The organism is Curtobacterium sp. MCJR17_020 (genome assembly GCF_003234365.2).
Lineage (GTDB): Bacteria > Actinomycetota > Actinomycetes > Actinomycetales > Microbacteriaceae > Curtobacterium.
The window spans coordinates 1,886,720-1,906,707 of sequence record NZ_CP126260.1 but is presented as its reverse complement, the minus strand read 5'-3'; the positions used below and the strand labels follow the sequence as shown (position 1 = coordinate 1,906,707).

Genomic DNA, 19,988 nt, shown 5'->3' with positions numbered 1-19,988 from the left:
CCGCGCTGACAGGGGCTGTCAACCCCTGGTTCACCCGTACCGCCCGGTGCCGGACGGGCATACCGTCGTGGGCATGGAGACGATCACCCTGAACAACGGACTCGAGTTGCCGGCCATCGGTTTCGGCGTGTTCCAGAGCGCACCCGACGAGACGGTGGACGCGGTCCGCACGGCACTGGAGACCGGGTACCGCCACATCGACACCGCCGCCGCGTACGGCAACGAGCGCGAGGTCGGCGAGGGCATCCGCGCGTCCGGGGTGGACCGCGCTGAGATCGTGGTCGAGACGAAGATCTGGGTCTCCGACTACGGGTACGACGAGACCCTGCACGCGTTCGAGAAGGCCACCGGCAAGCTCGGCTTCGACACCGTCGACGTGCTGATCCTGCACCAGCCCGCTCCTGACCGCTTCGACCGGACGGTGCAGGCGTACAAGGCGCTCGAGAACTTGTACGCCGACGGCAGGGTCCGGGCGATCGGCGTGAGCAACTTCATGCCGCACCACCTGCGCTCGCTGCTCGAGCAGGCGGACGTGATCCCGGCGCTCAACCAGATCGAGCTGCACCCGTACTTCACGCAGCCCGACGTGCAGCGCGCCGACGCGGAACACGGCGTCCTCGACCAGGCGTGGTCGCCCATCGGCGGGATCACGTTCTACCCGGGGTGGGGTGACGAACGTGTGAGCGTGATGGACGACCCCACGATCACCTCGATCGCCGAAGCGCACGGCAGGACACCAGCGCAGGTCATGCTCCGCTGGCACGTGCAGCAGGGCCGGAACGCCATCCCGAAGTCCACGAACCCCGGGCGCATCGCCGAGAACTTCGACGTGTTCGACTTCGCACTCACCGACGACGAGCTCGCGCGGCTCGATGCCCTCGACACCGGGCGCCGCAACGGGCCGGACCCCGACGGCGCGGACACGAGCCGGTTCGAGCGGGTGATCCCCGAGGCATGACCGGGCGTGGCGTCCGATGGTCTACGCGTCGTCGGACGCCGCAGCGTCGGACGCGAGCGCCTTCCGACGCTGCGCGACCTGGACCGCGATCGCGACGGGGACCGCGGCGAGGGCGACCGCCCGCAGCCACGGGCGGTCGAACACATGCCGGGTGGCGTGGTCGAGCGACACCGGACCGGGGCCACTGAGCGCGAACATCGCCGCCGAGAAGCCGAGGAACGCCGGGAACTCGAAGCCGCCGTCCGCGTTGAAGAAGCCGTTCGGGGTGTGCACGCTCGACGCGACACCCATCGTCGTCGCGGCGCCTGCGCCGGCGATCGGGGTGGCGAGCCCCAGTGCCAGGGCGGCGCCGGAACCGGCCTCGCCGATGCCGGCCAGCACGGCGTTCCGTTTGGCGGGGCGGAACCCCATGGCGTGCATGCCCTGCGCGGTGCCCTCGATGCCCCCGCCGCCGAACGCACCGAAGAGCTTCTGGGAGCCGTGCGAGACGAGGACGGCGCCGAGTGCGATGCGGAGCAGGGTCTTGGCGGTGACCGATGCGGTGCTGGTGGTGTGCGAGCTCATGCGTTCTCCCGATCGTCCGTGGTGGTGGTCCGGGCGACGGTACGCCGGCACGGCTGCGGTGTCCTCGGGCTGGTCATCGATCGCGCAGCATCACGCCTGACGGGTCGGGGTCACGCTGAACGTGTCGAGGTTCCCGATCGTCTGCCGGACGCCCTCCGCGGCGTGGTCGGCGACGTGCGTGGCGTCCTGCAGATCCGTCGTCATCACCTCGACCGTGGCCGATCCGGTCAGCCGGTGCCCGATCCACCGGAGACGGAGGTCGTGGACCCCGTGCACGCCGTCGGTGTGCTCGAGGGCGTGCTCGGCACGTTCGACGAGCGCCGGGTCGACGGCGTCCATCAGCCGCGCGCCGATCGACGGCACCGTGCCCCAGAGCAGCACCAGGATCGAGATCGAGATGAGCAGGCCGATGACCGGATCGGCGAGCGGGAAACCGAGCATGACACCGACCGCACCGAGGACCACGGACAGTGAGGTGAAGCCGTCGAGCCGAGCGTGCACGCCGTTGGCGACGAGCGCCCGGTCCCGGAGCGGCCGAGGAGACTGCACCAGCGCGGGATCTGCAAGGAGGAGCGCTGCGGCTGTTCACGCTCCGATCACGCAACACTGCACCACCGCCAGCAGGAGGCCGATCACCTCACGACGAGGTCTCCTCGCCGACGGCGGAAGCCGCCGCCGACGGCGGGCGGAGCACGGTCGGCGCTGCGTCGTGGGTCGCGAGGAGGCGGGGGTCGCCGACGCGTCGAAGCGGTGACGCGACCACCCAGACGACGGTGAGCAGGGTGCCTGCGCAGCCGAGCGCGATGCCGGCACGGGTGCCGACCGACTCGCCGACGATGCCGCCGACCGCGGCGCCGATCGCGATGACGCCGTAGGAGAGCCACCGCATGGTCGCGTTCACGCGGCCGAGCAGGTGATCCGGCGTGCGCAGCTGTCGGAGGGTGAGCGCGACGACGCTCGACAGCGAGGTGCCCGCGCCGTTGACCGCGAACACCGTGACGAGGACCGCGATGAGGACCGGGACCGGCCAGGACGCATCGGCCACCGGCAGGGCGGCGAGGGCGACGCACTCGACCGCAGCGCAGGCGACCATCACGGGGCCACCACCGAACCGGCGAACACTCGACGGGGCGGCTGCTGCCCCCAGGACGGCCCCGATCGCTCCGAGGCTGAACACCAGGCCGAGCTGGCCGGCGGTCAGGTTGAGTTCCCGGACGGCGTGGACGGTGAACAGGACCATCACCCACTGCGCGAAGAGGTTGTAGATGCCCGCGAACCCCACCAAGGAGACGAGGTACCGGTCGCGTCCGACGAACCGGAGACCGTCACCGAGGTCCCGGAGGGCGCTCCGTCCGGACCGCTCGGGCAGACGCTCGGTGGCGGCGATGCCGAACAAGGAGAACGCTGAGACCAGGTAGGTCACGGCATGGGCGAGGAGCGCCCACGGGGCGGACAACGCCTGGATGAGGAATCCACCCAGACCGGGGCCGCCGACCTCGGCCGCCGACGCCGTCGCCTGCAGCCGCCCGTTCGCGCGCTCGAGGTGCTCCCGGCCGACCACCGTCGGGAGGAAGGACTGGTACCCCACCTCGAACGCCACGGTGAACGCACCGAGCAGGCAGACCAGGAGCACGAGGACCGGCAGCGTGAGTGCGCCGGAGAACGCGAGGACGACGACTCCGACGGTGAGGACGGCGCGGGCGAAGTCCGACGCGATCAGGATCGGCCGTCGTCGGCAGCGATCGACCAGCACACCGAGCGGAAGCGCGAGGACCAGGAACGGTACCCATCGGGCCGCACCGAGCAGTCCGACATCGCTCGCGGAAGCATGCAGCACGAGCACGGCCAGCAGCGGCACCGCGAGTTCGCTGATCTGGCCGCCCACCGCCGATGCGCCCTGTGCGGTCCAGAACCGGGCGAAGTCCGCCCCGAGGCGCGGAGGCCGGTACCGCCTGGTGCTAATGGCTTCATAGTCCTTCACGCATTAGACAGTGACAGGCTCGATCTAATGGCGCAACCTGAAATCAGGCATTAGCCTGGACTCATGGTTGCGGCAGGCACGACGACGACGTTCCCCGAGGTGGGCGGTCACGCGGGTTTCGACCTCGTCGACACGGTCCACTGGCGTCTCGACGACCGCCGCGCGATCGACACGCTCGCGTCGTACGACGACGTCGTGCGGTGGTGCAGCCAGACGGGCGTCGTGCCGGAGGGCACCCGCGAACTCCTGGACACGGCGTCGGGAGCGCCGCAGACCGCAGCACGCGAACACACGGCCGTCATCGCGTTGCGCGAGGCCATCTACGAGGCTGTGTTCGAGTCGTCCGAATCGGCCGTCGAGCTGATCGCTCGGGAGTACGTCGACGCACTCACGAGGTCCGTGCTCGATCACGACCCCGCCGGGCACTCATGGTCGTGGCGGGTCCCGAGTGACCTGACCGGACCGCGCGCTGCGATCGCCGTGCTCGCACACGAACTGATCACCTCGGACCTCGGCGCCGCTCGGCAGTGCGGGGACGACGCCTGCGGGTGGGTCTACCTCGACACGTCGCCTCGCCACAACCGGATCTGGTGCACCGCCGCGGGCTGCGGGAACCGGAACCGGGTCGCACGGCACCAGGCCAGGAAGCACCCGTGAGGTGGCCGTCACCGACGGCGGCCACACGGGTCACTCGACGGAGAGGAACCGCAGGACGGCGAGCACGCGTCGGTGGTCCGCCGTGGTCGCTTCGAGCCCGAGCTTCGCGAAGACGGCCGTGACGTGCTTCTCGACGGTCCCGCCTGACAGGAACAGCGTCTCGGCGATCGCCGCGTTCGACCGTCCCTCGGCCATGAGCCGCAGGACGTCGGTCTCGCGCGCGGTGAGCCGGTCGAGCCGGTCTCGGAGCGGCCGCGGAGCCTGCACCAACGCGGCAGCGACCTCGGGGTCGAGCACGACGTTGCCGGCCGCGACCTGCTGCAACGACTCGATGAAGGTGGCGACCTCGGCGACCCGGTCCTTCAGCAGGTAGCCGACACCGACGGTCGCGACGTCGAGCAGGGTCCGCGCCCACCGCACCTCGGCGTACTGCGAGAACAGCAACACGCCGACCTCGGGCCGCGCTGTCTTGAGGGCCACGGCGGCCCGGACGCCCTCGTCGGTGTGGGTCGGCGGCATCCGGATGTCCATCACGACGACGTCGACGTGCTCGGACGCGAGCGCGGGGAGGACGGCCGCGCCGTCACCGACGGCAGCGACGATCTCGTGACCGCGCCCCTGCAACAACGACGCCAGTCCCTCGCGGACGATCGTGTTGTCGTCGGCGATGACGATCCTCACGTGGTCGTCCCGGAGGGCATCGCCATCCGGATCGTGGTGGGTCCGCCGGTCGGGCTCTGGACCGCGAGCGTGCCGTCGACCGCTCGGAGGCGTTCGAGCAGTCCGGCGAGACCGGTTCCCTGCCCGTCCGGAAGCGGCAACGAGACGTGGGCGCCGCCCGCGCCGTCGTCGGCCACCGTGACGACGAGTTCGGGCCCCGCCAACGCCACGTCGACCGTGGCCACGGTGGCTCCCGCGTGCTTCGACACGTTCGTGAGCAGCTCGAGGACCCCGAAGTAGGCGATGCCTTCGACGACCGGCGACGGGCGGACGGGAAGGTCCACGTGCAGCGTCACGGGGAACGGGGCGCGGGAGCACGCCGACGCGAGTCCGGCTTCGAGCCCCTCGTCGAGAACGGGCGGGTGGATCCCCCGAGCCAGCGCACGCAACTCGACGAGTGCTTCCTTCGTTGAGGCGTGTGCCTGGGCGACGAGCGCCTCAACTCCAGACCCGTCGGCGTCCTGATTGCTCTGGAGTCGGTCACGGGCGTCGCCGAGGGTCATCGCCAGACCGACCAGACGCGCCTGCGTGCCGTCGTGCAGCTCTCGCTCGATGCGGCGCAGCGTGCTGTCCGCATCCACCACGGCGGCGTCCCGGGACGCGGTGACCTCGGCGAGGCGCCGCTGCCGGAGGTCGGCGCCGAGCATCGAACGGATGACCGCGCGCTGCAGGGACCCGAGGCCGTGGTTGACGGCCGGCCAGACCGCGACGAGCACGACCAGGCCGACCGCGGCGAACGCGATCTGGAGCGGGACGGTGTCGACGAACACCCCGAGGAACTGCGCACCACGGTGCCGCAGCCCGTCCGAACCGGTCTGCTCCGGCAAGAAGCGGCCCCAGATGCTGTGGGACAGTGCGCCGAGCGCCGACACGAGCACCGCGACCGAGACAGCGAAGGATGCCGTCGTGACGACGAAGCCGACCAGCAGGTACGCGAACGCCCGCCACGTCGAGCCGTCCGTCAGCCGGGTGGTCGCCCATGCCAGGGGGCCGCCTCGACGCGGACGGATCGTCGGCGCGACGACCTCCTGTCCCAGCAGCGCAGCGGACATCCGCCGGGTGACCGCCGCGAACCACGCGGAACCGCCGACGAGGAACGCCGTGACGACCAGGCCGAACCACGTGACCGCGGACGGGACCCCGACAGCGATCGCCAGGGCGAACCACGTCACCGCCCCGATCGCGATCGGCAGGTGCGCGGCATGGAACGCGAACTGCCGCCAGGTCGCTACGGCGAACAGTCCGGAGACGAACCGGAACCGGGGAACGGCGGTGAGTTGCGGGATCAGGGCGGTGGTGCGGGACATGAGACCTCTTCGTGGGGACCGGGAGTGTGGTGCGCTGGTCCCAGCCTCGGGGGACGCAGGCGTTCGCGGGACCGGGCAAGCCCTCCGACTGCTGGGGGGAAACCCGAACAGTGGGCGCCGCCGTACTCAGTCGGCGTGTTCGGGTGGCCAGACCACGGAGAAGTACTCGAACACGATCTCGTCGAGCTCCGACCAGACCGCACCCCGAGCAGCGCAGGTGCGCTCCCAGTACCGCTGGTGCTCGCGTCGCCAGCTCTCCAGGGAACGATCGTCTTCGCCCTCCGCGACGGCGAACGCCGCATCGGCACTGTCGAACGGACCGACCCGCAACGCGGTGCTCCGGATGATGATCCGAGGTGCGCCCGAGCTGTCGCACGCGATCCAGTGCGACCCGATCCGGGGCAACGGGTCGCCTCGGTGCGCGAACTCGGAGACGAGCTCGGCGGTTGCGCGCTTCCCACCGGACAGGACGATCTGCAGCAGCCCGTCAGCGAGCCGGGCAGTGTCACCGAAGTGCTCCACCGTGTGGTCGCGTTCCTCGGCAGCCTGCGGACGGGTCGCCGTGTACTCCGCCCACATCGTGGTCGCGGCGTCGAGGTCCGGCGGTGCGACCGGGACCACGTCGTGAAGGTCACTCATGAGCATCATCGTGGCAGACGCGGCGCCGGGAACGAGCCCCGCGGCCGGTCAGTCTCCGTCGAGCATGCTCGTGGCCTCGTCGCCGGTGGGTCCCACCCGCGGCCTCGCGCTGTTCGCCAGGAGATCGGCAGCGAACGCCGCGATCTCGTCGGCGATCGTGCCCGGGACCTGCCAGGCGGTGAAGTGCGCGCCGTGGTCGAGGTGCGTTCTTCGCATGGCGGACAGGACGCCGGTGCTCGGGGTGGACGACGACGTGAACGTGCTGCTCGGCATCCGTGTCGCGCTCGAGACCGACGAGCACCGGACGGTCACGGCTGAGGGCGGCCGGGCACGGTTGGCCGCGGTGGTGCGCGAGGACCCGGACGCCGTGGTGCTCGACTCGCGATGCCGTTCGCTCCGCCGAACAGCTCGACCTCGCCGAGAAGACCGTGAAGAACCACGTCTCCGGCTTGCTCGCGATGTTCGGGATGGAAGGACGGACCCAGGCCGCGGTCTCCGGAACCACCGACCGCCCGACGGGTCCGGGCGGTCGGTGGCCGAGGGAAGCGCGCCTACCGCTTCAGGTTCGTCAGCTCCTGCAGCACCTCGTCCGAGGTCGTGATGATGCGCGCGTTCGCCTGGAACCCGCGCTGCGCCACGATCAGGTTCGTGAACTCCTGCGACAGGTCGACGTTCGACATCTCGAGCGTTCCGGAGGCGAGCGAGCCGACGCCCGCCGATCCGGGGGTGCCCACCGAGGCCTGGCCCGAGTTCGCGGTCGCCCGGTAGCCCGAGGCACCGGTCTTCTCGAGACCGGCGGGGTTCGCGAAGGTCGCCAGGGCGATCCGTCCGAGGGCCAGCGAGGCGCCGTTCGAGAACGACCCGGTGACGGTGCCGTCCTTCGAGATCGAGTAGCCCTGCAGGGAGCCGGCCTCGTGGCCGTTCTGCGACGAGATCGACGCGGTGTTGAGCGACGCGAAGCCGGACAGCTGGGTCATGTCGACGGTGATCCCACCGACCGCCAGGGTGGAACCGGACGCGATCGAGCCGTCGGTCTTGAAGGTGATCGTGCCGGTGGCGGAGGTCCCCTGACCGTTCGACGCCGAGACGTTCCACCCGGTGGTCGTGCGGGTGTACGCGAGCGACATGGTGTGCTTCGTGCCGTACTGGTCGTACACGGTGGCGTCACGGTTGAGCGTCTCGCCCACGGCGGTGTCCGACGGCAGGTTGCCGCTGACGGTGGCCGAGGTGGTCGACGTGGCCGGTGCCGCGGCGTCGAGGGGCAGACGGATGTCGGTCAGCTGGCCGCCGTCGTTGACGACGCCGTTCGTCGCCGAGTACCCCTGCACGATCTTGCCGTCGGCGGTGACCAGACGGCCGTTCGCGTCGAAGTCGAAGGCCCCCGCACGGCTGTACACGGTGTCGTTGCCGAGGCGCGTGACGAAGAACCCGTCGCCCGAGATCATCAGGTCGGTGGCCTTGCCGGTGGCCTGGGCCGAGCCCTGCGCGAAGTTCGTCGACACACCGGCGACCTGGACGCCGAGGCCGATCTGCGCGGGGTTCGTCCCACCGATGCCGGACTGCGGTCCGCCGGCACCCTGGGTCATCTGCGACAGGGTGTCCTGGAAGACGGTGGTCGACGACTTGAAGCCGACGGTGTTGACGTTGGCGATGTTGTTGCCGGTGACGTCGAGCATCTGCTGGTGCGAGCGGAGGCCGGAGATCCCGGAGTAGAGCGAGCGGAGCATGGTGCGTCCTTTCGGAGAGGCAGGAAGAGCAGGAAGAAGAAGCGGAAGAAGAACGGTCAGGAAGCCGGTGCGGTGGTGGTGATGCCGGAGATCACGTCGAGAGCGACCTCCTTCCCGTTCACGGTGACCGTGGGCACGCTGTTCGCGTAGGACACGGCCGAGGCGGTCCCGGTGACGGCGGTGCCGGTCGCAGCGTCGGTGTAGCTGACCTGCTTGCCGACGAGGTTCGCGGCGGCGATGCGCATCTGGAGCGAGAAGTTCTCGTTCCCCGTCGTGGTCTGGTTGGTGATCTGCTCCATCATCGCGAGCTGCGTCTGCTGGCTGATCATCTGGTTGGTGTCCATCGGCGACGACGGGTCCTGGTTCTGCAGCTGCGTGACGAGCAGCTTCATGAACACCTCGGAGTCCATCGTCTGGGACTTCTTCGCGGTCGAGCTCGCGGCGAGGGCCGCGGCCTGGGCAGCCTGGTCCACGCTGCCGGTGATGCCGTCGATGGGCATGGTCTGGTTCCTGTTCGTGAGCCGGTCAGGCGAGGACGTCGAGTCCCGCGGTGCGGATGGTGGAGGTGGTGGCTGCGGAGGCCGGCTGCGCGGCGGAGGTGCGCCGTGCCTCCAGGCCGGTGTCGGTACGCAGGCGGCCGTCGGCCGGTCGCTGGTCGCGACCCGCCGACGTGCCCGGGTGGTTCTGCGACGACAGGTCGAGCGTGGTGCTCAGCCCGGTGCCGGCGGCGTCGCGCCGCAGGTCCGGCAGCACCTGGCGGACCGCGTCGCGGCCCGCTTCGGACGCCGCGAACAGCTCGACGTGCATGCCGTGCGCCGTCACGTGCGCGCGGACCGTGACCGGTCCGAGGCTGTCCGGCACGACCTGCACGGTGACGACGTGTTCCCCGGGTCCGGCATGCGCGAGCGAGAACACCGGTCGCGCGAGCTGCTGCCCGAGGGGTGCGGGCGTGGACGTCGGTGCCGCGGCGGCCGTTGCCGGGGCGGGCGCGGCGGTCGGCGTGGTGGGCAGGACGAAGGGCGTCTCGCCGCCGCGCGTGGTGGTGACTGCCGGGAGGCCCGGATCACCCGCCGTCGAGCCCTGCTGGTCCGTCCCGTGGCCGGTCTGCCCACCCCGCGCCGCGATCGCCGCTGCCACCGTGACGACGGCCGGGGTCGCGGTCGCGGAACCGTCGGTGGGCTGGGTGGTCTGGGGGGTCTGGGTAGCCGAGCTGGTCGGCTGGAGCGTCACGGCGGCAGCAGCGGCAGTGGCAGTGGCAGCAGGCGCGCTGCTCGTGCTCGTGCTCGAGACTCCGACGGTGCCGGTGACGGTGACGGTGCCGGTCGTCCCGCTGGACGTGGTGCCGGGTCTCAGGACGTCGGACGCCGGCGACGGTCCGGGCACGTCGGCGGGGACTGCGGCGGTCGTGCCCGGTGCCGGTGCGGCGGCGGATGCGGCGGACGCCGTCGTGCTGGCCGACGGCGCCGTGGTGGCAGCCAGCGGGAGCGCGGCCGCCGTGGCAGCGGCAGCTCCGATGGTGGCGGCGGGGGCGGCTGCAGCCGTCGTCGGCGCGACCGTCGTCGGCGTGATCGTCTCCGGGGCCGTCGTCGCCGTCGTCGCGGTGACGTCCGGCGCCGTCGGCTCGGGCGCGGTCGACGTCACCGACGTGACCGTCTCGGCAGGGGTCGTCACCACGATCGGAGGGACGGGGGCGGGCACCGTCCCGGTGAGCGGGAGCGTGGGCGGGAGCGTGGGCGGGAGCGTGAGCGCCTGGGCCTCCCCGGCGGCAGCGCTCGCGCCGTCAGCGACAGCCGCGACGTCCGTCCCGGTGCAGGTCGTCGATGCGTTCGGCGACGTGGTCGACCCGGTGTCGTCGGCTGCGCGGGAGTCGTCGCTGCGCACCGGTGCACGCTCACCGGCGCGGCGATCGGTCGCGGCGGCCGCGGACAGGGCGGCGTCGAAGGAGCCGGCCCCTGCAGGGTCGGCGCTCGCGCGGGCCGGCGCCGCGGTGTTCGTCGGAGCGGGTGCGGGCTGGGTGGCGATGGTCAGGCTCATGCGGCGCTCCCGGACTGCATCATCGACAGCAGCGCGGCGGTCTGCAGGTCGGTGGCGCTGCTCGCGCCGGTGGTCGCGGTCGTCGCCGGGGTGGTGGACGCCTGCGCCGGCACGATGCGGCGGATGGTGGCGATGTCGGCGTCCGAGTACCAGTTGTCGACGATGCGGACGTCCTTGCCGGGGCGCGGCGCGTGCAGCACCTTGCCGTCGCCGACGTAGATGACGACGTGGCCCTCGCCCTTCGGGATGATCAGGTCCCCGGGCTGCGCGTCCTTCAGGGAACCGACCTCGACGCCCATCTTCGCCTGGTCCGGCACGACCCGCGGCATGGTCACGCCGAGGTCCTTGAACACCGTCTGCACCAGGCCGGAGCAGTCCATGCCGGCGGTCGTGGTGCCGCCGAACACGTAGGGCACGCCGAGGTACTTCTTCGCGTCCGCGACGACGTCGGAGCCGGTGGCGCCGCTGCCCGTGGCGAGCGTGCCCGCGCCGGCGTCGACGGACGTTGCGGGCGCGCTGCTGGTGGTCGCCGCAGCGCCGGCAGCAGCGGTCGCGGTCCCGGTGCCGGTGGTCCCGGTCGCCGTGGCCAGGGCATCGGCGAAGGCGCTCGACGACGCGCTGGTCGACGCGGCGGACGACGACGAACTCGTCGCCGCGGCCGGGCCACCGCGCAGGGTGTCGATCTGGGACCGGATCTCGGAGATCCGGGAGAGCACCGCTTCGACGCTCATCGGGCACCACCTTCCGTGCGGCGTCGTGCCGCGATCTCGTCGAGGGCGTTCTGTTCGGTGCGGAGTTCCTCGGCGGCCTGCTCGGCGGCGTGCTTGCCCTCGAGCTTCTCCAGGCCGACCGCGGCACGTCGTGCGGCGGTGTACTCGTCCTGCGCACGGTCGGCGTCCGCGCGGCGGGTCCGGACCACGGCGTCGAGCTCCTCGAGCATCCCGCGGGTCGCAGCACGCGCAGCGGCGACGGCGCTCAGGGTCGCGGCGTCCTCGATCGGCTGCGCGCCCTCGGCGTCGGCGAGGCTGCGGCGCGCGGCGATCCGGGCGTCGGCGGCGTCGCGCACGCGCTCGTTCGCGGTGGCGAGCGAGGCAGCGGCGCGGTCCTGTTCGGTGTGCCGCAGGCGCAGGAGCCCCGCGAGCGGGAACCGACGGGCCATCACGACACCCCCAGCTGCTGCACGAGACCACCGAGTCGCTGCCAGGACGCGTCGGCGGTCGCCCGCTCGTCCATCCCCTGGCGCAGGAACGCGTCGATCGCGCCCTGGTGGTCGACGGCGGCGTCGACGAGCGGGTTCGAGCCACGCTGGTAGGCGCCGACGTCGAGCAGGTCCTGGGCGGCGGCACGCGCGGCCATCACCTTGCGCAGGGTCGTCGCGGCACCGCGCTGCGCCGGGTCCGTCACCTTCGAGGCCACTCGGGACACCGAGCCGAGGGCGTCCACCGACGGGAAGTGCCCGGTGATCGCGAGTTTCCGGTCGAGCACGACGTGACCGTCCAGGATGCTGCGGGCGGCGTCGGCGATCGGCTCGTTGTGGTCGTCGCCGTCGACCAGCACGGTGTACATGCCGGTGATGCTGCCGACGCGGTCCGTCCCGGCACGCTCGAGCAGCCCGGCGAGCACCGAGAACGTCGACGGCGGGTAGCCCCGGGTGGCCGGCGGCTCCCCCACCGAGAGTCCGATCTCACGCTGCGCCATCGCGACGCGGGTGAGCGAGTCCATCATGAGCACGACGTCCTGGCCGGCGTCGCGGAACGACTCGGCGATGCGGGTGGCCACGAACGCGGCGCGCAGACGCATGAGGGCGGGCTCGTCCGAGGTCGACACGACGACGATCGAGCGGGAGAGCCCCTCGGGGCCCAGGTCGTCCTCGAGGAACTCGCGTACCTCGCGGCCACGCTCCCCGACCAGCGCGATCACGTTGACGGTGGCGTCGCTCCCCCGGGCGATCATCGACAGCAGCGACGACTTGCCGACACCGGAGCCCGCGAAGAGCCCCATGCGCTGGCCGCGGCCGACGGTGGTGAGGGTGTCGAGCACCCGCACGCCGAGCTGCATCGGGGTGTCGATGCGGGTTCGTGCCATCGCGTTCGGGGTCGCGTGGTCGAGCGGCACCCAGTCGACGGGCTCGCCACCGGCACCGACGAGCGGTCCGCGGTCGTCGATCGGCCGACCGAGCCCGTCGAGCACACGGCCGAACAGCCCGGCACCCGTCGGCACGAGCACCGGCCGGCCGGTGGGGCGTGCGGGGGTGCCGGCGGTGACACCGGTCAGGCGGCCGAGCGGCATGCAGCGCACGCCGGAGGCATCGGTGGCGACGACCTCGACCGTGGTCGGCTCGGAGCCGTCGCGGCCGACCGACACCAGTTCGCCGACGTGGGCGTCGAGCCCGGCGATCGTCAGCCCGAGGCCGACGGCGCTCGTGACGACGCCGACCCGCTGGGGCGCGGCCTGCCGCAGGGCGTCGTCGAGCCCGCGGGGCCGGAGCAGCGTGGCGCTCATTCGGACGCCCCCTGCAGGTCGACACCGAGCGCAGTGCGGGCGCGGTCGAGTGCGGTGGCGATCCGGGCGTCGAGGATGCCGTCCGGCAGGTCGACGACGGCGTCGCCGTCCCGCAGCGCGGGGTCCGCGACCACGGGCACCGGCAGGTCGACGTCCGCGACGCGGGCGGCGTCCGCCGGGCTGAGCCGGACGGCCACCGGGACGCTGCGGTCGATGGACGCGAGCGCCCGCCGGACGGTGGTCTCGGCGCCGGACGTGATCCGGGCCTCCCCTCCGTCATCGGTACCGACCGCCGGACGGGAGGCACGGATCTCGTACCCGACGATCGCCTCGGCCAGGTCCGTGGCCGCGCTGGCGACGGAGGCCTCGGCGTCGCTGAGGACGGGCGCGACCGTGGACAGCATCGCGTTCGTCGCGGCGTCGAGGACGGCGATGCGGCGGACGGTGTCCGCGCGCAGCGACGCGGTCAGCGCGGCGTGCTCGGCCTGCAGGCGGGCGCGCAGGGCGTCCGTCTCGGCCTGTGCGGCGCGGAGCCCCGCGGTGTAGCCGGCGGCGTGGCCGCGGACGTCGGCGCCCGACGCACGGTCGGTCGCTGCGGCGGTGCCGATCGCGGGGAAGGCGATGCGCTGCACGGTGCCGGCGGTCGTGGTGTCAGTCAACGAGCTCGTCCTCCTCGGCACGGTGCACGGTGATGACGCCCTGCGCCTCGAGCTCGCGCACGGAACGGACGACCTCGGCGCGCGCTTCCTCGACCTGCGAGACGCGGACCGGGCCCATGGCCTGCAGCTCGTCGTCGAGCAGCGAGCGGTTGCGCTCGGACACGTTCGCGCGGATCGTCTCGACGACGGGTCCGGCGGCACCCTTCATGGCGGTCGCGAGGAGCTTCGAGTCGATGCCGCGCAGTACCTGCTGGATGTCACGGGACTCGAGCTTGACGATGTCCTCGAAGGTGAGCATGCGCGAGCGGATGTCCTCGGCGAGCTCCGGGTCGCGGGCCTCGAGCCCGTCGAGCACGGCCTTCTCGGTGGCGACGTCGGAGCGGTTGATGATGTCGACCAGGGGCGCGATGCCGCCGACGACCTCGACGCTCTCGCGCGGCGACACGACGGCGCCGGCGCGCTGCCGCAGGACACCGGCGACGATCCCGACGGCCTCCGGGGTCGCGCTGCCCATCGTGGCGAAGGCCTGCGCGACGTCGGTGCGGACGCGCTCGTCGACACCCGCGAGGACGGCGCTGGCCTGACCGGGCTTGAGGTGCGCCAGGACGAGGGCGATGGTCTGCGGTAGCTCGCCCTCGAGCAGGGTGATGACCTGCCCGGGCTCGGCGTCGTCGAGGAAGTCGAAGGACTGACCGGCCAGGTTCGAGGCGAGCCGGTCCATCACGCCGGCGGCGCGCTCGGCGCCGAAGGACGCCTCGAGCAGCCCGAGCGCGGTCTCCTTGCCGCCACGCTTCTGCAGTCGGCCGCTCATCGTGATCCGGTGGAACTCCGACATGGTCTGGTCGACGACGGTGTCCTCGACGCGGCGCATCCGGACGATCTCGGCCGAGATCTCCTCGGCCTCCATCTCGGTGAACTGCTTCATCACCTCGGCCGCGCGGTCGGTGTCCATCTGCATGAGGATGAGCGCGACCTTCTGGGCGCCGGTCAGCGCTCGGTCGTTCGAGCCCTTGCCGGTGCCCGGGCCGCCGGCGCTCGGCATCAGGGCGCTCACACCGGTGCCCGGTCGTCGAGGAGCCCGCGCAGGAGTTCGGCCGTGCGCTTCGGGTCGCGTTCGGCCAGCGCGGAGATGTCCTGACGGCGGCGCTCGGCCGTGATCTCGTCGGTCGTCAGCACCTCGGTCGGCGGGTCACCGGCGGGCATGGTCGACAGCACGGCGGTGGGGGCATCACCGGCGCCGAGGGTCGCGCGGTCGGCGGCGCCGTCCATCGCGAGGGGCAGCTGGAACGTCTCGCCGGCGAAGGCGTCGAGTTCGCCGAGGTCGACGGCCTCGCGCTCCTGCTTCCGGCTGCGACGGGCGATGACGAACATGACGGCGATGAGCGCGAGCAGGATGCCGATGACGATGCCGGCGGTGCGGATCGACGACCACAGGGCTTCCTGCTGGTCGGCCTTCTGCTGCGCCTCGAGGGCCTTCGCGGCCTGGTCGGCACCACTGGTGTCGAAGTCCATCATCGCGACCTTTACCTGGTCGCCGCGGTCCTGGTCGACACCGGCGGCGGCCGACACCAGGTCGTTGATGCTCTGCAGGTTCGCGTTCTGCACGGCGTCGGCCTTCGAGTTCAGCGCCACCGAGATGGTCTGCCGGTCGAGGGACCCCGAGGGGATCTGCGTGGTCTCGGTGGTGTGGTCGACGGCGTTGTTCTTGGTCGCCGACTCGTTGGTGTAGCCGTCGTCACCGGTGCCGCTCGTGGCGGTGCCGTTCGGCACCGCGATGTTGTCCGGGCCGAGGACCCCGGTCGCGCCGCTCGACGCGCCCGCGGCACCCGAGCCGTACTGCTCGGTGGTGCTCGACTCGTTGAGCGCGACCGGACCGGAGGTCGGGGTCGTGTAGCTCTCCGACGTGCGGGTGCCGGACTCCTGGTTCATCGTGCCGGAGACCACGACGGTCGCGTTGCCGGCGCCGAGGGTGGTGTCGAGCAGATCCTGGATCTTCTTGCTCGTCGCGGCGTCGTAGTCGGCGGCCTGGTCTGCACCGCTGCCGGTCGCACCGGTCCCGACGGCGGACAGCGTCTGCCCCTTGGCGTCGACGACCGAGACGTCGGTGGTCTGCATGCCCTCGACCGAGGCGCTGGTCAGGTGCACGATCGCCTGCACCTGGTCGGTGCTCAGCTGCGTGCCGTTGTCGGTGGCGATGAACACCGACGCCGTCGGGTCCTTCTCCTCGGACACGAACACGGACTTCTCCGGGATCGCGAGCTGCACGGTCGCGGTCTGCACGCCGTCCATCGCGCCGATGGTCTTGGCGAGCTCGCCCTCCATCGCCCGCTTGTAGGTGACGTCCTGCTGGAACTCCGAGCTCGTCACGCCCATCTGGTCGAGCAGGGAGTAGCCGCCCTCGTTCGACGACGGCAGCCCGTTCGAGGCGGCCTTGAGACGCTCCGAGTACACCTGCGCCTGCGGCACCAGGATCGTCGCGCCACCGTCGGTGAGCTGGTACGGCACACCGTCGGTCTGCAGCTGGTCGGTGATGGAGCTCGCGTCGGCGGCGGCCAGCCCGGTGAAGAGCGGCGCGTAGGACGCCTTGCCGAGCCACGACGCCAGGGCGATCCCACCGAGCACGAGCGCGGCGATCACCAGGATCGCGATGGTGCGCTGGGCGGCGGAGAAGCCCTTCACGTACGCGGACAGGCGCGCGAAGACGTTCTTGACGGCGACGGGCATCAGGCCTGCATCCTCATGATCTCGTTGAACGCGTCGACGCCCTTGTTGCGGACGGCGGAGACGAGCTCGAGCGTGACCTGCGCGCGGGTGGCGGCGATGGTCGCGTCGTGGATGTCGTCGAGGTTGCCGGTGACGGCCTTGAGCGCGAGGGTCTTCGAGTCGCTCTGCAGCGCCTGCAGCCCGTCGACGGCGTTCCCGAGGCTGGCGGCGAACCCGCTGCCGTCGGTGCTGGTCGCGCCGGCGGCGCCGGTGACGTCGCTGGAGGTGCCGGACACACTGGTCAGTGCGTTCGTCATCGCGTTGGTGGTCACACCGTTGACGGCGTCGATGGGCATCAGTTCTTCCCGATCTGCAGTGCCGCCTCGTAGGCGGTCTTGGCACGGTCGACCACGGCGGCGTTCGCCTGGTAGCCGCGCTGGGCCATGATGAGGTCCGCCATCTGCGTGCCGAGGTCGATGTCCGGCATGCGGACGTAGCCCTCGTCGTTCGCGAGCGGGTTGTCCGGGTCGTAGGTCACGCGGCCGGCGGCGCTGCCGAACGCGGCGCCCTTGACGTAGGCGCCGGACACGCCGTTGCCCTCCTGCACCTCGACGTAGCGCGCCTGGAACGCGGTGTCGTCCATCGACTTCACGGTGTTCGCGTTCGCCATGTTGTCGGCGACGGCGTCGAGCCACTTCCGGTGCACGGTCATGCCGGTGCTCGCGATGCCGATCGCGTCGAAGGTCGTCACGAGTTCGTCCGCATCGCCGCACGGACGCTGGTGAGCTCGGAGTTCATCGCCTGCGTGGCGAACTGGTACCGGAGCACGGTGTCGACGTTGGAGAGCGTCTCCTCGTCGAGGTTGACGTTGTTGCCGTTCGTGTTCGTCGGCTCGAGGCTGCGGGCGACCGTCGGCGCGGTGTTCCCGCTGCCGTCGGTGATCGACTTCGCCAGGGCGTCCTCGAACTGGACCTTCTCGGCGTGGTAGCCCGGCGTGTTGATGTTCGCGATGTTGTTCGCGATCACCTTCTGGCGCATCGACAGGCCGTCGAGTGCGCTCTGCAGCGCGACGCTCGTCACGGAATCGAACACGGTGGTCCCCTCGTCAGGCGTCGCCCGTGGGACGTCGCCGTGCGGTGGTGGCCGATCCGTGGCCGAACTGGTGAGCGATCCGTGCTCGTGTGGCGCTATCGGTGCCCGTCCCCGGCCGCGTTAGCCCTCGCCCCGAACGGGGGTAGCACCACTTCTGCGACAGACCACTCGTCGAACGACGCGTGCTTCGTCGCGGCACAGGTGGCGGGAGCGCGGGGTCAGGCGGACGCGTCGAGGTACACCGCGCCACGGGGCTCGCGCGTCGCGTCGACGGCGCGCAGCGCACCGAGGTGCTCGAGCGTCGCCCGTCGGCTCGACTCCAGTTCCGCGATGCGGCCGCGCTGCGCAGCGAGCAGCCGGGAGGCACGCCCCACCAACTCGCGCGGCACCGGACCCAGCCCGGCCGGCTCCGACCACCCGGTGCCGTCGTCGAGCGCCACATCCTGTTCCAGGGAAGCGAGTGCCGCCTCCCAGGTGTCAGGCGACACCGAGGGCTCCGCCCGTCGCCTGCTGGCGGGCCGGCGTCGCCGGCAGCGACGCGGCGGCGTCGTGCCACGACTGCCGGAGGGGTTCGAGGATCCGGATGCAGTCGCGCGTGGCCTGCACGTCGCGGTGCACGTTCGCGGTGATGAGGGACGTCGACGCGTAGTTGTAGACGGCGAGCAGACCCTCACCCCCGTCCCAGACGTCGATCCGCAGCGTGGACGACAGCTCGCCGACGATGGCCTGCGCGTGCAGCAGTTGTTCGCGGGCGGCGTCCCAGTCGGCCGTGGTCTGTGCGGCCTCGGCGCGGTGCAGGTCGAGCAGCAGCCGGTCGTAGAGCATCGTGACGAGCTGCGCCGGGGTGGCCGACAGGACGGCCTCGTTCGTGTACTGGGCGCGACGCTGGTCGGTCACGGTGCGGGGCTGCGCGGCCTGGCGGAAGGCGGCGGCCTGGAAGTCGAAGGTCATGGTGATCCCGTCAGCTCGTCGTCGCAGCGAGCTGGCTGGCGAGCCAGCTCGACTGGGACTGGAGCTTGCTGAGGCTGGTCTCGAGCGACGAGTACAGCGTCTGGAGCGATGCGCGGCGCATCGTGAGTCGGTCGGTCCAGCTGTCGATCTGGGTGTTGAGGTCCTTGGCGACCGCCTGCTGGCCGGTGATCGTCGTGGTGATGGACCCGTCGTACTTGTCGGACGCCGCGGTGGCAGCGGCACCGACGTTCGCGGCGACACCGGACAGCATCGCCTGCGTGCCCTCGGGGTCGGTGGCGAGGGCCTTCTGGAAGACCTCGGCGTCGAAGGTGAAGCTGCCGTCCTTGGTGATCGAGATGCCGATCGACGACGGCGACTGCCCACCGACGGGCGCCGACATGGTGCTGCCCAGGCGCTGTACGGCGTCGCGCGTGGTGCCGTCGCCCATCAGGACCCCGGCGGTCGTGGTCGTCGATCCGCTGGTGGCACTCGTGCTGCTCGTCACCGCGGTGTTCGTCTTGTAGTAGGCCGAGACCGCGTTCATCGCGTCGACGAGTCCGGACGCCACGGACTGGGCCTTCGTGGTGTCCTGTGTGACGCCGACCGTGACCGGATCCGTCGAGGCCTTCGACACGGTGACGCTGAGCCCGGGGACCAGGTCGGTGAACGTGTTCGTCGCGCTCGTGATCGTCTGCTCGGCGGCGGTGCCGGCCCACAGCGTGACGCTGGCGTCCTTCGCCTGGGCGACGACCGCGGCGCCGACCTCGGTCAGCACGTTCGTCGCGGTGCCTGCGGTCACCTGGTCGGCAGTCCCCCGGTACACCTCGAAACCGCCAGCGGCCCCGGTCTTGGCGGACGTCAGCTGCAGCCGGTAGAGCTTGGTGCCGTCGGCGGCCGCACCCGCGGCGACCTTCGTGGCGGTGACGCCGGCCCCGGACTTGTTGATCGCCGACACCGTGTCGTCGAGGGAGCCCGACGACGGCGTGACGGTGGTCTTCGTGCCGTCGGCGCCCACCAGGGTGATCGGTTCGGCAGCGGCCGACCACGTGGACATCGCGGCGGTGACCCCGACCTGGGCGGACGCGGTCGAGCCGACGCTGAACGTCAGCGACCCGGCGCTCGCGTTCGTGCCGGTGACGGCGGTGACGGCCGACGACGAGCTCGTGGCCGTGAACAGGTCGAGCGAGGTCGCCTTCGCGGCGTCCTTCGCCTTGGTCGCGAGGGCCTGCACCAACCCGTTGATCGTCTGCAGTGACGAGATGAACGAGTTGGTGCTCGTGAGCTTGTTCTTGAGCAGGGTCTGCGGCACGCCCTCGACGCTCATCAACGAGTTGATGAGGTCGGTCGTCTTGAGCCCGCTGACGAGCCCGTCGATCGCGAGGCTGGTGCTCGAGGACACGGACGATGACATCGTCGACACTCCCTGGCGTCGTGGGGATGGTCAGGAGGGCGACGCCGCCTCCCGGGAAGCCTGAACGATCCCGGAAGGCGGCG

The 19,988-nt window shown here is 71.5% G+C and carries 24 protein-coding genes; 2 read left to right on the top strand and 22 right to left on the bottom strand.

Features of this window, described 5'->3' with window-relative positions:
* The first annotated feature begins 73 nt into the window (after positions 1-73).
* Entirely contained in the window at positions 74-958 is an 885-nt protein-coding gene (locus DEJ14_RS09050) for an aldo/keto reductase (protein WP_111084140.1), read from the top strand.
* A 21-nt stretch (positions 959-979) separates the two neighbouring features.
* Here the strand turns inward: DEJ14_RS09050 and DEJ14_RS09045 are convergent, their stop codons facing one another.
* From DEJ14_RS09045 to DEJ14_RS09035, 3 genes are all read right to left on the bottom strand, one after another.
* The gene (locus DEJ14_RS09045; RefSeq protein ID WP_111084141.1) at positions 980-1,522 is read right to left on the bottom strand and encodes a DoxX family protein; all 543 of its coding nucleotides are present in this window, start codon (positions 1,520-1,522) and stop codon (positions 980-982) included.
* Between the two features lie 90 nt (positions 1,523-1,612).
* Complete coding sequence (locus DEJ14_RS09040) at positions 1,613-2,071, bottom strand: cation diffusion facilitator family transporter (RefSeq protein WP_502868827.1); 459 nt, start codon at positions 2,069-2,071, stop codon at positions 1,613-1,615.
* An 88-nt stretch (positions 2,072-2,159) separates the two neighbouring features.
* Positions 2,160-3,503, bottom strand: a complete 1,344-nt coding sequence (locus tag DEJ14_RS09035; protein ID WP_111084142.1) for an MFS transporter — start codon at positions 3,501-3,503, stop codon at positions 2,160-2,162.
* Between the two features lie 63 nt (positions 3,504-3,566).
* On the opposite strand from DEJ14_RS09035, the gene DEJ14_RS09030 reads away from it, so the two are divergent.
* Positions 3,567-4,160 carry a CGNR zinc finger domain-containing protein gene (locus DEJ14_RS09030; RefSeq protein ID WP_111084143.1) on the top strand — a complete coding sequence of 198 codons (594 nt, stop codon included), beginning with the start codon at positions 3,567-3,569 and terminating at the stop codon, positions 4,158-4,160.
* A 30-nt stretch (positions 4,161-4,190) separates the two neighbouring features.
* Here the strand turns inward: DEJ14_RS09030 and DEJ14_RS09025 are convergent, their stop codons facing one another.
* The 19 genes from DEJ14_RS09025 to fliD all read right to left on the bottom strand — a co-directional run bounded on the left by DEJ14_RS09025 (position 4,191) and on the right by fliD (position 19,905).
* Complete coding sequence (locus DEJ14_RS09025; RefSeq protein WP_111084144.1) at positions 4,191-4,841, bottom strand: response regulator transcription factor; 651 nt, start codon at positions 4,839-4,841, stop codon at positions 4,191-4,193.
* The gene (locus tag DEJ14_RS09020) at positions 4,838-6,187 is read right to left on the bottom strand and encodes a sensor histidine kinase (RefSeq protein ID WP_111084145.1); all 1,350 of its coding nucleotides are present in this window, start codon (positions 6,185-6,187) and stop codon (positions 4,838-4,840) included. The genes DEJ14_RS09025 and DEJ14_RS09020 overlap by 4 nt, the downstream gene beginning before the upstream one ends.
* 126 nt (positions 6,188-6,313) lie before the next feature.
* Positions 6,314-6,826 (bottom strand): ASCH domain-containing protein, encoded by a 513-nt coding sequence (locus DEJ14_RS09015; protein ID WP_111084193.1) that lies wholly within the window; start codon positions 6,824-6,826, stop codon positions 6,314-6,316.
* A gap of 48 nt (positions 6,827-6,874) precedes the next feature.
* Positions 6,875-7,099 carry a hypothetical protein gene (locus tag DEJ14_RS09010; RefSeq protein WP_146249681.1) on the bottom strand — a complete coding sequence of 75 codons (225 nt, stop codon included), beginning with the start codon at positions 7,097-7,099 and terminating at the stop codon, positions 6,875-6,877.
* Positions 7,100-7,377: 278 nt separating this feature from the next.
* Positions 7,378-8,553 (bottom strand): flagellar hook protein FlgE, encoded by a 1,176-nt coding sequence (locus DEJ14_RS09000; RefSeq protein WP_111084147.1) that lies wholly within the window; start codon positions 8,551-8,553, stop codon positions 7,378-7,380.
* A 56-nt stretch (positions 8,554-8,609) separates the two neighbouring features.
* A complete protein-coding gene (locus tag DEJ14_RS08995; protein ID WP_111084148.1) occupies positions 8,610-9,053 on the bottom strand; it encodes a flagellar hook assembly protein FlgD in 444 nt (147 codons plus the stop codon).
* 25 nt (positions 9,054-9,078) lie between these two features.
* Positions 9,079-10,587 (bottom strand): flagellar hook-length control protein FliK, encoded by a 1,509-nt coding sequence (locus tag DEJ14_RS08990; protein ID WP_284180443.1) that lies wholly within the window; start codon positions 10,585-10,587, stop codon positions 9,079-9,081.
* On the bottom strand, positions 10,584-11,318 hold the full coding sequence (locus DEJ14_RS08985; protein WP_111086343.1) for a C40 family peptidase: 735 nt from the start codon (positions 11,316-11,318) through the stop codon (positions 10,584-10,586). The genes DEJ14_RS08990 and DEJ14_RS08985 overlap by 4 nt, the downstream gene beginning before the upstream one ends.
* A complete protein-coding gene (locus tag DEJ14_RS08980; RefSeq protein WP_111086344.1) occupies positions 11,315-11,746 on the bottom strand; it encodes a flagellar FliJ family protein in 432 nt (143 codons plus the stop codon). The genes DEJ14_RS08985 and DEJ14_RS08980 overlap by 4 nt, the downstream gene beginning before the upstream one ends.
* Positions 11,746-13,089: a FliI/YscN family ATPase gene (locus DEJ14_RS08975; protein WP_111086345.1), complete on the bottom strand. Its 1,344-nt coding sequence runs from the start codon at positions 13,087-13,089 to the stop codon at positions 11,746-11,748. Before DEJ14_RS08975 ends, DEJ14_RS08980 begins: the two co-directional genes overlap by 1 nt.
* The gene (locus DEJ14_RS08970) at positions 13,086-13,748 is read right to left on the bottom strand and encodes a FliH/SctL family protein (protein WP_111086346.1); all 663 of its coding nucleotides are present in this window, start codon (positions 13,746-13,748) and stop codon (positions 13,086-13,088) included. Before DEJ14_RS08970 ends, DEJ14_RS08975 begins: the two co-directional genes overlap by 4 nt.
* A complete protein-coding gene (gene fliG, locus DEJ14_RS08965) occupies positions 13,741-14,802 on the bottom strand; it encodes a flagellar motor switch protein FliG (RefSeq protein ID WP_240347290.1) in 1,062 nt (353 codons plus the stop codon). The genes DEJ14_RS08970 and fliG overlap by 8 nt, the downstream gene beginning before the upstream one ends.
* The gene (gene fliF / locus DEJ14_RS08960; protein WP_111086347.1) at positions 14,799-16,472 is read right to left on the bottom strand and encodes a flagellar basal-body MS-ring/collar protein FliF; all 1,674 of its coding nucleotides are present in this window, start codon (positions 16,470-16,472) and stop codon (positions 14,799-14,801) included. Before fliF ends, fliG begins: the two co-directional genes overlap by 4 nt.
* A complete protein-coding gene (gene fliE, locus DEJ14_RS08955) occupies positions 16,472-16,807 on the bottom strand; it encodes a flagellar hook-basal body complex protein FliE (RefSeq protein ID WP_111086348.1) in 336 nt (111 codons plus the stop codon). The genes fliF and fliE overlap by 1 nt, the downstream gene beginning before the upstream one ends.
* Positions 16,807-17,202: a flagellar basal body rod protein FlgC gene (locus tag DEJ14_RS08950; protein WP_235035933.1), complete on the bottom strand. Its 396-nt coding sequence runs from the start codon at positions 17,200-17,202 to the stop codon at positions 16,807-16,809. The genes fliE and DEJ14_RS08950 overlap by 1 nt, the downstream gene beginning before the upstream one ends.
* Complete coding sequence (locus DEJ14_RS08945; RefSeq protein ID WP_111086349.1) at positions 17,199-17,543, bottom strand: flagellar basal body rod protein FlgB; 345 nt, start codon at positions 17,541-17,543, stop codon at positions 17,199-17,201. Before DEJ14_RS08945 ends, DEJ14_RS08950 begins: the two co-directional genes overlap by 4 nt.
* 218 nt (positions 17,544-17,761) lie before the next feature.
* Entirely contained in the window at positions 17,762-18,031 is a 270-nt protein-coding gene (locus DEJ14_RS08940) for a hypothetical protein (RefSeq protein WP_146249814.1), read from the bottom strand.
* Entirely contained in the window at positions 18,021-18,494 is a 474-nt protein-coding gene (locus DEJ14_RS08935) for a flagellar export chaperone FliS (RefSeq protein WP_111086351.1), read from the bottom strand. The genes DEJ14_RS08940 and DEJ14_RS08935 overlap by 11 nt, the downstream gene beginning before the upstream one ends.
* A 10-nt stretch (positions 18,495-18,504) precedes the next feature.
* The gene (fliD, locus tag DEJ14_RS08930; protein ID WP_111086396.1) at positions 18,505-19,905 is read right to left on the bottom strand and encodes a flagellar filament capping protein FliD; all 1,401 of its coding nucleotides are present in this window, start codon (positions 19,903-19,905) and stop codon (positions 18,505-18,507) included.
* Between the last annotated feature and the right edge of the window lie 83 nt (positions 19,906-19,988).